Annotated in this window: 11 protein-coding genes; 5 read left to right on the top strand and 6 right to left on the bottom strand. The window is 66.5% G+C overall.

Annotated elements, in window-relative coordinates; genetic code table 11:
* The coding region (locus tag NTX40_07890) for a ThuA domain-containing protein (GenBank protein ID MCX5649001.1) at window positions 1-1,313 on the bottom strand (1,313 nt) is incomplete at its 3' end.
* Window positions 1,314-1,677: 364 nt separating this feature from the next.
* Between NTX40_07890 and NTX40_07885 the strand changes: the two genes are divergently transcribed.
* Window positions 1,678-2,427 carry a hypothetical protein gene (locus NTX40_07885; GenBank protein MCX5649000.1) on the top strand — a complete coding sequence of 250 codons (750 nt, stop codon included), beginning with the start codon at window positions 1,678-1,680 and terminating at the stop codon, window positions 2,425-2,427.
* On the opposite strand, the gene NTX40_07880 is transcribed toward NTX40_07885, so the two are convergent.
* The 3 genes from NTX40_07880 to NTX40_07870 form a co-directional block, all read right to left on the bottom strand.
* Complete coding sequence (locus NTX40_07880) at window positions 2,388-2,684, bottom strand: hypothetical protein (protein ID MCX5648999.1); 297 nt, start codon at window positions 2,682-2,684, stop codon at window positions 2,388-2,390. The two genes, NTX40_07885 and NTX40_07880, sit on opposite strands and share 40 nt — an antisense overlap.
* Window positions 2,685-2,721: 37 nt before the next feature.
* Window positions 2,722-2,994, bottom strand: a complete 273-nt coding sequence (locus tag NTX40_07875; GenBank protein ID MCX5648998.1) for a hypothetical protein — start codon at window positions 2,992-2,994, stop codon at window positions 2,722-2,724.
* Window positions 2,995-3,597: 603 nt separating this feature from the next.
* On the bottom strand, window positions 3,598-5,157 hold the full coding sequence (locus NTX40_07870) for a PQQ-binding-like beta-propeller repeat protein (protein MCX5648997.1): 1,560 nt from the start codon (window positions 5,155-5,157) through the stop codon (window positions 3,598-3,600).
* Window positions 5,158-5,568: 411 nt separating this feature from the next.
* On the opposite strand from NTX40_07870, the gene NTX40_07865 reads away from it, so the two are divergent.
* Window positions 5,569-6,216, top strand: coding sequence for a peptidoglycan recognition family protein (locus tag NTX40_07865; protein ID MCX5648996.1), 648 nt, complete (start codon window positions 5,569-5,571; stop codon window positions 6,214-6,216).
* Between the two features lie 73 nt (window positions 6,217-6,289).
* Here the strand turns inward: NTX40_07865 and NTX40_07860 are convergent, their stop codons facing one another.
* A complete protein-coding gene (locus tag NTX40_07860; GenBank protein ID MCX5648995.1) occupies window positions 6,290-7,396 on the bottom strand; it encodes a hypothetical protein in 1,107 nt (368 codons plus the stop codon).
* Between the two features lie 258 nt (window positions 7,397-7,654).
* Window positions 7,655-8,332, bottom strand: a complete 678-nt coding sequence (gene tsaB / locus NTX40_07855) for a tRNA (adenosine(37)-N6)-threonylcarbamoyltransferase complex dimerization subunit type 1 TsaB (GenBank protein ID MCX5648994.1) — start codon at window positions 8,330-8,332, stop codon at window positions 7,655-7,657.
* 156 nt (window positions 8,333-8,488) lie between these two features.
* On the opposite strand from tsaB, the gene NTX40_07850 reads away from it, so the two are divergent.
* The 3 genes from NTX40_07850 (at window position 8,489) to NTX40_07840 (ending at window position 11,919) form a co-directional block, all read left to right on the top strand.
* Window positions 8,489-8,686 (top strand): Trm112 family protein, encoded by a 198-nt coding sequence (locus NTX40_07850; protein ID MCX5648993.1) that lies wholly within the window; start codon window positions 8,489-8,491, stop codon window positions 8,684-8,686.
* 47 nt (window positions 8,687-8,733) lie between these two features.
* On the top strand, window positions 8,734-9,480 hold the full coding sequence (locus tag NTX40_07845) for a metallophosphoesterase family protein (protein ID MCX5648992.1): 747 nt from the start codon (window positions 8,734-8,736) through the stop codon (window positions 9,478-9,480).
* A gap of 144 nt (window positions 9,481-9,624) precedes the next feature.
* On the top strand, window positions 9,625-11,919 hold the full coding sequence (locus NTX40_07840; protein ID MCX5648991.1) for a YidC/Oxa1 family insertase periplasmic-domain containing protein: 2,295 nt from the start codon (window positions 9,625-9,627) through the stop codon (window positions 11,917-11,919).
* Window positions 11,920-11,962 lie beyond the last annotated feature (43 nt).

Below are 11,962 nucleotides of genomic sequence, written 5' to 3'. Positions count from 1 at the left end.
TCTTTGACCGTGCTCTTGGAGGGGGCGAGGCAGTCGTAGATGGCGCCGCAATCGTGCTTATCGGGGTTCTCCTTGCCCCATGAGTTGATGACCTGGACCTCGATGCCCGTCTGGACGCAGTCCTTGATGTTGTCGGTGCGGATGAAGATGCCGCTGTTGCCTTGTGTCTTAAACTCCAGGTCCAGGACGAAGTCGCCGAAGCGGTCCTTGGTCCAGATGTCGCCGGCCTTGTCCTCGCGGGTCACTGCGCCGTCCTTGACGACCCATCCTGCGCCGGGCTCCTTGCCGCCGGCGTTCTGCCAGCCCTCGAGGTCTTTGCCGTTAAAGAGGGCCTTGAACCCCTTTTCGTCAGCGGGAGCCGGTTTGTTCTTCGGGGCCTTGCCCGGTTCCAGTGCGGCGGCGAAGATGCGGAGTGCCGCCGGCTCGGCGGCCGACTTGCCTCGGACCTTGGCGGTGGGGGTGGTGTCGGCCTTCAGGTCGCCGAGGGCGAACTGGATGCCCGCCAAATAGCACTCGAGGATTTTCGGGGTCCAGAAGATTTCGTTATAGTGGCCGAGGGAGCAGTAGAAGGTGCGGCCTTTGCCATAATCGTGGATCCACGCGACGGCGAAGTCTTTGTCCGCCCGCTTGCCTTTGTCCTTGGTCTTCGTCATGTCGAGGCTCAAGAGGACGTGCAGGCGGTCGCGGGAGTAGGCGTCCCATCCGGCCTTGCCCGGGCCGAACTGGTAGATCTCGTCCTTGACCATGAATCCTTCGCCGCCGAACGCCTTGGTGATCGGGCTCGCGGGATCGTCGATCTTGATGCCGACCTCTTCGTTCCAAGGATGGCCGTCGAAGTATCCGCCCATCATTTCGCCGAACTCGCGCCACTTGTAGAAGCAGTCGGTGGAGGCGTGGATGCCGATGAGGCCTTTGCCGCCCTTCACGAAGTCCAGGAGGCTCGCCTTCGACTCGTCATCGGTGAACAGATCGCCGGTGCAGTTGTTGAGGCAGACGGCGTCGAAGGCCTTGAGGCTGTCGGGCTTGAAGACGGCGGGGTCGTCGCTGACGGTCGTCTCGAAGGCGCCGGTCTTCTGGCCCATGATCTCCAGGGCCTTGGAGCCGTAGGGGATGGAGCCGTGATGGAATCCCTTCGTGAGGTTGAAAACGAGGAGTTTCCGGGGCTTGGCGGGCTTGGCGGGGGCCTTGTCGGGCATGGCCGCCGTGATCTTCTGAACGTCGGCGTCGGACACGCTTCCCTGGGCCGCCGATGCTGTGCCGTACAGCAACAAAACCGTGCTGATGAGGACTGCAAGCATTGCCAGGCGTTTCATCGTAATCTCCTTGTGCTCATAACCGTGTCGGCGTCCGGGAGCCGGGCTTCCGTTCGCTCTCGTTCTGAAACCCCGTCCGCCGGCCAGGGTGACGCCAAAAGCAACCGTCACCCCCCCCGGCGAAAGGGCTGTGTAGCGAGTCATCCTTATCGCATGAGGTGGCCAGGGGTGCAACAAAATTGCGTCCCGGCCTGGAGGATGAGACGTTCCGGCGCTGAAATTCTTCACCGGGGGTCTCGGCCCGGCCGCCGGGGAAGGTTAAATTGTGCGTCACTTGCCGCCCAAGCGGTTGTTTAAAAGGATGGGGCGGGACGGACCGTGAGGCCCGCCCGCCGGCCTTGGCAATGGAGAAGGAGGGACTCCAATGCGAAACACGTCCTTGCGAAGTCTCATGCTGGTGTTGCTGTTGGCGTCGGCGGCCGTGCTGGTCCAGGCGTGCCAGAAGTCGGAACCGGCCGGACAGTCCAGGGAATCGGCCGAGGCTGCCGGCGCCGGCGACCTGGAGCCGATCGTGATCGATTTGCCTCAACCGCAGATCCCCGGCTTGCCGCCGCTCGAACTTTTCGAGACGCGCGACCTTCTCGGGCCACACGTTGAGAAACCGCTCGGCAAGCGCCGCGCGCCGTTCATGGCGCCGAAGGGGACGACGAACGTCGCGCTCAAAAAGCCAGTCAGTGGGAGCGACGAAGAGACGATCATGGGGGAATTGGCATTGATTACTGATGGCGACAAGGAACCCGGGGACGGAAATTTGGTCGAACTCCCTGCCGGCCTGCAGTATGTGCAGATTGACCTCGGAGCCGAATACAACATCTATGCCATCGTCATCTGGCACTACCACAAGGAGCCGCGCGTCTATCACGACATCGTCGTCCAGGCGTGCTCGGACCCGGACTTCATCACCGGCGTGACGACCGTGTTCAACAACGATTACGACAACTCGGCGGGGCTCGGCCTGGGCGAAAACTTGGAGCGGGTCGAAACTTATGAAGGCCATCTGATTGACTCGAAGGGTGTCAAGGGGCGGTACGTCCGCCTCTACAGCAACGGGAACTCGACGAACGATTGGAACCACTACATCGAAGTCGAGGTGTATGGCAAGCCCGCCCCATGAAGCGCTCGACCCTGGTTAGCGCTTGCATCGTCGCAGCCGTCGGCCTCCACGATCTGCCGGACCCGATCGTGACTCACCCGCACCTGCGCCAGCCGTGCCAAGTTCTCCGACGCCTTCCGAAAACTGACCCCCGCCATCGCGGCCCGGTAGCACAGTTCCCGTGCCCCGGCGCTGACGAGGCTCCGCACCACGCCCAACCACGCATCCAGAGGCGCGACGGTCCCGCCTTCGGAAGCCGCATACACCGGCCGCCTCACCCCGATCGTCCCGTTGACCGTCAGCGGACTGATCGCGCTATCCCCTTTGTACCGGAGGCGTCGGCCGGTCGCACCGGCCGGAGGGGGGAAAAGCGGCTTTCGCCGCGTCTGTCCGCAACTGGATGCCCAACGCGAAGACCCGTTTTCGGAATCGCTCCATGGCGTCCCGCACCGGTTCCTCACTCGCGGCGATCACCGCCCCGGCCGGGGCCTCGTTGATCGCCTCCGTCACCTCCGCCAACAACCGTTCCATCTCCGGCCCAGCCATCTTCTTCAGTTGCCCCAGCGTGATCTTGGCTTGCTTGGACATGCGCCTTGCCTCCTCCGGGCGGCAGTGCCCGTAAGACAAGGCTAGCAAAGGATTTAAAATGCGCCAGAAAATTTAGTCACACCCGTCGGCCAAGACCGTTCGTGACGCCTCGACGATTCGTCGAGACAGTACGCCGTGGCACGCGGGGGGGAGGAGCCCCCTCACCCTACCCTCTCTCATTCGACCCACCCGTCGAGAGCCTCTGGGTCGAACGAGAGGCTCTCGACGGGCCACGAGGGGAGAGGGGAAAAAGAGGGGCGCGCGGCGGGGGGCAAATGCGGAGTGCGGCCCGAAGGGCTCCTATGAAGGAACAGGGACCCCAAGGGGGTCCAACGGCGAACAGGGAGAGTGCGGAGTGAACGGCATCCCGCAGCCCGCCACGGCGGGTGAAATTCGCCCCGGTGAAACTGGGGCTCATCTGCGGGCTTTAACGGCGCGCGGGGCGAAAGGCGTCCCGGGGAGGTCCCGGGGCCCGCCACAGGCGGGTGAAATTCGGTCCCTTCGGGGCCTCATCCCCGGGCGTTAATGGCGCGCGGGGGGGAAACGATTGCGGATTGCGGATTTCGGATTGCGGATTTGGGATTGAACGGCGAAAGACAACTTTTATTCTGCCCTTCGACCATGCTCAGGGCCCTGAGGCTCTCGAAGGGCGTTCCGCGATTTCCCGACCGCGTAGAGCATCGTGTCGGTGGCGACGTAAAGGACGCCGTTCGCCGCCACGGGCGAGGCGTGCATTGCCGAGCCGAGCGTCACGCGGCTAACGACCCGTTTTTCCCTCCCGGCCGCGAGGATCCAGAACTCGCGGCGCGTCGTGCCGACGTGCACCTTTCCGTCGGCGAGGAGCGGGGAGCCATAGATTTCGCCCTTCGCTTCGTGGACCCAGACGGCCTGTCCCGTAGCCGCATCGAGGCAGTGGACGCGTCCGCTCGTGTCGGCGATGTAAACGAGACCGTCGCCGACGGCCGGCGTCGAGAGGCAGTGGCCTTGCGTCGCGTAGGACCAGACTTGGGCGCTCCTGGTTACGTCGCCGGTGCCGTTTGCCTCGACGCACTTGAGGGCCGACGCGCGCTTGCCGTGCCAGGTGTCGCCGCTCGCCGCGACGTACACCCGGCCTTCGGAGAAGACGGGCATGCCGATGAAGACGCTGGGCCCCTCGCGCCGGTTGTCGAAGAAGGCGTGGGGGTCCTCGACGCGCCCCGCGGGGTCGCCATCGAAGGCCCAGACCTGTCGGAGCGTGGCGGGGGTTTCGGCGGGCGGCTCGGGGAGCGCCTCGAAGGCGTACAGGAAGCCGTCACCCCCGCCGAAAAAGATGAGTGCTTTGCCACCCGCTTCGCCGAGCGAGGGCGACGACCATTGCCCGTGAAAGAGGCGGCGCCCGATGCCGGCGGCGTCTTTCGCCACGAGGCGGCCGGTCCGCTTGTCCAGGACGACGAGGCTCGGGGCGTCGGGGGCCGGCACGCGTTTGTGGGTGTGCTCGACGCCGTTCGACGTGCCGACGTAGAGCCGGTCGCCGACGAGGAGCGGCGAGGAGTTGGATGCGTTGTGCGGCCGGACGCCTGCCTCCGCCACCATGTCGAAGAGCCAGACGATGTCGGCGTCCTGCGCTGCCGGTTGGAGGGGCGGGTTGCCGGCGCCCGCCAGGTGCGAGCCCTCGTCGGTGAACGGCCCGTCGTTCCCGTCCGCCATGCCGTCCGCGTCGAGGCAGACGACCTCGCAGCGATTCGTGACGAGGTAGACGCGGTCGCCCTCGACGGTCGGCGGCGAGGTGATGCCGATGTCGTACCAGTCGGCGTTGGTGATCTCCGTCAACTTCGGGACGACGAGTTGCCAGAGCAACTTGCCCGTGGCCTCGTCGAAACACATGAGGACGCCGCGGTCGCCCGGGAGGCGCGGGTCGCGCGGCGAGCCGTTGTTCGTGCCGACGTACACCCGGCCCCCCGCGACGACCGGCGTCGAGTTGGTGTGCGTCCCGAGAGGGACGGCCCAGCGGACGTTCGCCCCGCCGGCCGGGTCGAACGAATCCGCGAGGCCCGTCTCCTCGGAAACCATGTTGCGAGAGTGGCGTGCGCCCCACTGGGGCTGGTCGGCGGCCTGCGCGCACGGGATCGCTGCCGCGAGCGCTGCCGCCAAGGCCGTCCCTGTCCATCCGACGCGTCCGGCCATTGCTGCTCCCGAAAAGCGAAAGGGTTCCGGCCCCTTTTTGTTGAACCCGTTTGTGCGGCGGTCGGTTCCGGCCAATTGGGCCGCGAGGGGTGACGTGACCGGCGGCTTCCGCCGCTGGCTCGAACGGCACGCGCTCGCCGTTGGCTCGCGGCTAAACATGACGGCGGCTACGGCGTGGCAAGGCGGCGCGCGGGGGGGGCGAACGATTGCGGATTTCGGCCCGCCTTCGCCAAGGCTACGGCGGGTAAAATTTCGGATTGCGGATTTGACGGCAACGGATGCACGGCGAAACAGGCGCGCGCGGGGTGCCGGGGCTTTTCGTCAAGGCGGGTCCGCCGACGGTCCGATAAACTTGGTTGCCAGACTTCCGTCCGTCCGCGAGCGGACCCTGCATAGAGTGGAAACCGTTCGATGATCAACCGGCGAGATTTTCTGAAGCGTCTCCTTTCGTCCGCGGCGCCCGTGGTCGCCTCGTGCATCGCCATCGGCTGCGGCGCGGGGCAGGGCCTCCTCCTCCGCGAGCCGTACAAGCCCATCTTCGGCTCGCGCGTCGCGGGGGGCGTCGCCCCGGCGCCCGTGCGTCCGGCGTCGTGGCAGATCCCCGCCGACTGGCGTCCCAGCGGCGCGGAGCGTCCGTGGCGGTTCATCGTCGTTCACCACAGTGCGACGACGTGGGGCTCGGCCGACGAGTTCGACCGCATCCACCGCGCCCGCGGCTGGGACGAACTCGGGTACCATTTCGTCATCGGCAACGGGTCGGGGGCCGGGGACGGCGAGGTCCAGATCGGCCCGCGATGGTTCAAGCAGAAACACGGCGCCCACTGCAAGGTCGCCGACCATCCGGAATACAACGACGTCGGCGTCGGCATCTGCCTGGTCGGAAACTTTAACGACTCCCGTCCGACGGAAGCGCAGATGCGTGCGCTGGCGTCGCTCGTCCGGTTCCTCATGGAGCGGTACCGAATTCCGCGGTCGCATATTTACGGCCACGGGCAACTGAAGGCGACCGATTGCCCCGGGCGGTACTTCGACTACGTTGATCTCTGGCGCCGGCTGTAGCGTGACGTGTGCGACAACAAGCCCAGGGATTTCAATCCCTGGGCTTGGAATTGGAATCCCTGGGCTTGGACCGCTACTCGAGGACCTCCAGGTCGTCCACGGTGACCAGATAGGTTCCCCAGGCCGGCAAGTACGTCCGCGTGCCGCGGACGCCGACTGCCTTGCCGGCGTACTGGTTCAGGTCATAGAGTGTGCTCTGGAGGACGACGACGGGCCAGCCGCGCTGGTCAACCAGTTTGAACTTGATGGCGTAATCCACGTCTTCGAGTTGCAGGATGGGTGCGACGACGCCGGTGGCCAGGAAAGGCGGTTTTTGCAAGGCGGCCTCGCGTTCGGCGGCGGTCATCGCGGCGGTGCGCTGGGCGTTGAGTTCGGTGAGGCGCTGGTCGAGCCGGCTGCCGATCGCGACCGTCGCGCGGAACTCTTTCTGCTGCTCGACGAGTGCCTGGATTTCGGCGGCGCGGCGCGAGGCCGCCGCCTTCAGCCAGTTCTTTTCGGCCTTGTCGGCGATGTCGGCGAACTGGGCGAGGGCCGGGGCGTAATCGCGTTCGTCCACCGGTTTTTTCATCTCTCCCGCGAGGGCCGCGCCCGCATCGTTATAGGCCTGGGCGAGCGGATCGAGTTTGGGCGGCTCGACGTTCACCGAGGGGAGCGGTCCCACCGACGTGAGGCTGGCGCCCGGCGTCACGTATTGCGTGAGGACGTACACGCGCGCCCCTTCGGGCGGCGCGACGCGGAGCCTGTCGCCTTCCGCCGGACCGAGGACCTGAAAGGTCGCGCCCTCCGCCGGGGCGGGCATGACGCACCACTGGCGCCTCGCCGCCGGGCCCGACGCATAGACGCGGGCGGCGGGCGAGGCAAGCGTCGCCGTCGCCCCGTCGCCGGACAGGGTCACATCGTTCTTCGCGACCAGTCCGCAGACGCCCGTCAGCGGGCGAAGGGCCAGCCAGTCGCGCGATTCGCTTTCGACGACGACCGGCGTGTTCTTGGCGGCCTGGACCAGCGGGTAATAGTAGGAGCCGGGTCCGCACCGGATGTTGACGAGGTCGGCGTTGATGAAGCCGGTGTATGGCGGCGTAGGCCGCGCAGCCGTCGCCGTCGTCTGGGCCGGCGCCGGGGGCGAGAAGCCGATGAGTGCAAGGGCGAAAGCGAGTCCGCTAGCCAGTCGTGTCCGGTGCATCCGAGTCGCTCCTTCCTACCGAGTGGAGAGGATCACCTGCCGTCTCTGCTTGCCAGTTCCGTCGGGCAGGCGGGCAATCCTCAAAGGTACTCCACCCCCCGGCGAGTGTCAACAAAAAAGGATCGCGAGGCCGGCGGGGGTGCGGGAGAGCGGGTCCCGGGGATTCGGCCCCTGCGGGGCCTCATCCCCGGGCGTTAACAACGGGCGGCGGAACCGGCCCCAACCCCAACGGGGCAGGCGGGGCAGGCGCGCGGGGGCTCAGGGGTGGCGGCGTTGCCAGAGTTCCTCGGCCTCGGGGGGGCGGATGTAAACGGGTTCGAGGCGCAAGGGGTCGGCGAACTCGCCGCGGGCGTGCATCTGGCGACCCAGTCGCGCGACAACCGAGGGGCGGACGTCCCAGAGGTCTTCCGGCGCGAGGTCGAAACCGCTGAGGGCCGACCGGCCTTTCGGGATGCCGCGGCCGAGGATGAAGGCGGGCGGCTGGAGTCGTCCGGCGAGGTCCTCGGGTTCGAGGAGCGTCGGGCCGAGGATTTCATCGAGCCGGCCGCTGCGGCGTTCGAAGATGCTCGCGAAGAGGCCGCCGCGCTTCGCATCGAGAATGGGGACGACGCGCGGGGCGTCGGGCGGGGCGTTCTCGGCAAGGGCGCGAAGTGTGGGGACGGCGACAATCGGCGCGCCGGTGTGCCAGGCGGTGAACTTGGCGAAGACGACGGCGATGCGCAGACCGGTGAAGGACCCGGGGCCGATGCTGACGGCCAGGAGTTCGATGTCCCGGGGGGTCCAGCCTGCGGTGGCGCAGGCGTCGCGGATGGTGAGGAGGAGGTCCCTGCCGTGGCGAAGGCCTTCGTCGAGCCGGCGTTCGTCGAGGAGCCGCTCGGAGTCGGCCAGGGCGATGCCGCCGCGCGGACCCGAGGTTTCGACGGCCAGAATGCGCATGAGCAGCCTTTCGCGGCGCCGAACCGGGTGCATTCTAACCCGCCAAGGCGCCGGCGGCAAGCGTTGGGCGTTGGCGTGAAGAGGGAAACGGTTGACTTGGTCGGCCAGGGGCCTATACTGGGCTCCCTTCGCCGGAAACAAAAGAGGAGGCAGGCGGTGATCGACGCGAAACTGCTTCAGATTTTGGTGTGCCCCGTCTGCAAGACGAAGGTCCGCCCGGAGGGGGACCGCCTGGTGTGCCAGAAGCCGGGGTGCGGGCTTCGGTACCCGGTCCGGGACGATATTCCGGTGATGCTCGTCGAGGAGGCGGAGAAACCGGGCGAGGCATCGAAGGAAGCGGAAGGGCATAGTTAGCCGCCGCGCTTGCGCGGCGCGTGCTGTTCATCGGAGCGGGTGAGGCGATGATCGCACTGGTGTCGGACATACACGGTAACATCGAGGCGATGGACGCGGTGTGCGCGGACGTGGCCGAAAAAAAATGCGAGGCGGTCCTGTGCCTCGGAGACGTGGTGGGGTACGGTCCGGACCCCAAGGCGTGCCTGGACCGCGTGATGGGGTTCGACCGGACGATCATGGGGAACCACGACCACGCGGTGTTCATCGAGCCGGCGGGATTCAACACGCCGGCCGAGCGTTCGATCTTCTGGACGCGGAAGGTGCTGGAGTCGGAGCCGGACGAGGCGCTGCGGCGCCGGCGCTGGGAGTTCCTGGCGCGAATGGGGACGTCGCATTCGCAGGATGGAATCCTGTACGTTCACGGTTCGCCGCGGTATCCGATGCACGAGTATCTGTTTCCGGACGAAGGCGAGATGAGCCCGGCGAAACTGATGCAGGTGTTCGACCTGGTCAAGAGCGCGTGCTTCCTGGGGCACACCCATTTGCCGGGCGTATTCACCGCGGGCTACGAATTCCTGACGCCGGCCCAGGTGGGGCACAGGTACATGATCGGCCAAGGCAAGGCCGTCATCAACGTCGGGAGCGTCGGACAGCCGCGCGACCTCGACCCGCGCGCGTGCTACGTGACGCTCGACGGCAACGAGGTCCAGTGGCATCGCGTGCCGTACGACTATAAGACCACGATGGAAAAGATCCTGGCGATCGACGAGTTGGACGATTTTCTGGCGAACCGGCTGGCGGAAGGGCGGTAACGGCATTGCGGCCCGCCTTCGTCCCGGCGCGCCGGGACTACGGCGGGTAAAATTTCGGATTGGCGTATGGTGTGTTGAGGCGGTGAGGTCGCTCGCCGCGCTGACACTCAGGCACTCAGGCACTCAGGCACTTAGGGCTCGAACGTGGACCGCGAATCGATCATCCGAATGGTGGTGGCCGTCGCCATCTCCATGGGCCTCATGCTGGTCTTCCAATTCGTGATCGCACCTCGCGTGTGGCCGCCGGGGGAAAGGCCGGCCGGGCAGCCGGCGTCCAAGCCGCCAGCCGAGAAGCCCGCCCCTGAATCGTCGGCGCCCAAGAAGCCGGAGCCGGGAAGCGTCCTGTCGGAACCTCCCTCGCCCGAAGCACCCGCACCCGAAAAGCCCGCGCCCGAGACGCCGCCTTCGGACCGCGCACTGGTGGGCAAGCCACCAGTGCCCCCCGGCCCTGCGGAGAAGGTGCCGGAACTCACGGCCGTCGGGGCAACGGGTGAGGAGGCCGAGAAGCCGGCCGTCATGGGCTCGGCCCGGTACGGGAGCGACTACAATCTGGAGGTGTGCGTGACGCCGCGCGGCGGCGCGGTCCAGCGCCTGTCGCTGGCGCGGGACCGGTTCTTCAAGACTGTCGCGGACCGGGGCGAGAAGGATCCCGACAAGCGGCAGGCGATGGACCTGGTGGAGGCGAGCGCGCCGTTCCCGGCGTTTCGGATTCCGGAACTGCGCGTGTGGTTCGCGGGGGCGGACGGGCCGTCGCGGGTGGACCTTTCGGAGGTGCTCTGGCGGGTCGAGAAGAGCGGGCCGACCGAGGTCGCGTTTTCGGTGGAGGTGCACAAGACGGATGGGACGCCGGCGCTTCGGGTCGTGAGGCGGTACACGCTGCGGCCGCGCGGCGCGGCGCGCCAGGACGCGCTGCCGGGGACGGACGGGCCGGCCGCGGCATCGGTGGATTACGAGATCGGGATGGCGCTGGAGTTTGTGGCGCTTGCGGACGAGGTGGAGCGGGTGGATTACGTTCTCGCGGGTCCGGCGGCGCTTCCGCGGGAGGACGTGCGGAGCGATTTCCGTGCGGCGGCGGCGGGCGCGTGGACCGACAAGGGCGTCGAAGTCCAGTCGGTGGCGGGGAAAAAACTCGAGAAAAAGAAAGGCGAGGAAACCGCAGGGCCTGTGAAAGCGAGCCTGGCGGGCCCGAAGGCGGCGTGGGCGGGCGAAACAGAAAAATATTTTGCTGTGGTGATTATTCCCCAGAAGCCCTCCCGGGAGGGGACGTTCGCGGCCGGGGCGGAGGCGTTTCGGTACGAGGTGACGGAGTTCGACGCGACCGTGCCTCTGGCGGGCGTTCGCCTCGTGGCGCGCGAACAGGCGATCTCCCCCCGCGAGGGCCTTCGGCACGAGTACGTCATCTACGCCGGCCCCAAGGACCCGAAGGTGCTGGAGGCCTATGCCGCCATCGGATTGCCGGAACTCATCGCCTGGCAGCCGGGGTGCTGTCCGATCCCGGGCATCTCCGAGATCAGCCGATTCATGGTCATCGTGCTGGACGCGTTTCACGGCCTGGTGCGGAACTACGGCCTGGCGATCATCATGCTGGTAGTGGTGCTGCGGGTGGTGATGCACCCCGTGACGCGATGGAGCCAGAAGTCGATGACGAAGATGCAGATGATCGGGCCGAAGATGGAGGAACTCCGCAAGAAGCACGGAGACAAGAAGGAACAACTGAACCAGGAGATGATGAAACTGTACCGGGAAGAGGGAATCAACCCGGTGACGGGCTTCCTGCCGATGTTCCTCCAGATGCCGATCTGGATCGGCCTGTACGGGGCGCTGCAGGTGGCGATCAACCTTCGTCACGCGGCGTTTCTGCCGGCGGGTTGGGTGGACTGGATGCCGTGGCGAACGATCTTCCTTCAGGACCTCGCGCAGCCGGATTCCCTCGTCCTGTGGAACACGCCGTTCTTTCTGCCGGGGCGGGACATTCCTCTGCTCGGCTGGCTGGTGGGCAGCATCCAGAACATGATGGGCGGGGGGATCACGAGTTTCAACCTGCTGCCGCTGTTGATGGCGTTCGCGATGTACCTTCAGCAGCGATTCACGCCGGCCCCCTCGACGGGCCCGCAGGCGCAGCAGCAGAAGCAGATGATGGTCTTCATGACGGCGTTTCTGCTGCTGGTGCTCTACAGCGCCCCGGCAGGGCTGTGCCTCTACATTATGACGTCGTCGCTGCTGGGATTTTTCGAGCAGCGGTACTTGAAGAAGAAGTTCGCCGCCGTCCCGTCGCCGGCGAAGCCCGGAGAACCGCCGCCGCCGAAACCGCCGAAGAAGGCCGGCTCGCTCGTCGCCGGCCGCAATAAGTCGCTCGCCGAACGGATCGAGGCCTGGCTCCACAAACGCCGCGGACAACCCGAACGTGACGAGGGAGATCGAACGCGAAAAACGAAATAGTGCCGTGGCGGGCGAATGACGAATGGCGAAATCCGAATGTCGA

This window comes from Planctomycetota bacterium, from assembly GCA_026387035.1.
GTDB lineage: Bacteria > Planctomycetota > Phycisphaerae > FEN-1346 > FEN-1346 > JAPLMM01.
Note: the sequence above shows the minus strand (reverse complement) of the source record. Positions and strands in the feature narration are given on the sequence as shown.

Excerpts from the sequence above, each read along its gene's own strand:
- NTX40_07885 (MCX5649000.1), top strand. The coding sequence starts at position 1,678 with ATGCGAAACACGTCCTTGCGAAGTCTCATGCTGGTGTTGCTGTTGGCG.
- NTX40_07875 (MCX5648998.1), bottom strand. The coding sequence starts at position 2,994 with ATGTCCAAGCAAGCCAAGATCACGCTGGGGCAACTGAAGAAGATGGCT.
- NTX40_07870 (MCX5648997.1), bottom strand. The coding sequence starts at position 5,157 with ATGGCCGGACGCGTCGGATGGACAGGGACGGCCTTGGCGGCAGCGCTC.
- NTX40_07865 (MCX5648996.1), top strand. The coding sequence starts at position 5,569 with ATGATCAACCGGCGAGATTTTCTGAAGCGTCTCCTTTCGTCCGCGGCG.
- NTX40_07860 (MCX5648995.1), bottom strand. The coding sequence starts at position 7,396 with ATGCACCGGACACGACTGGCTAGCGGACTCGCTTTCGCCCTTGCACTC.
- tsaB (MCX5648994.1), bottom strand. The coding sequence starts at position 8,332 with ATGCGCATTCTGGCCGTCGAAACCTCGGGTCCGCGCGGCGGCATCGCC.
- NTX40_07845 (MCX5648992.1), top strand. The coding sequence starts at position 8,734 with ATGATCGCACTGGTGTCGGACATACACGGTAACATCGAGGCGATGGAC.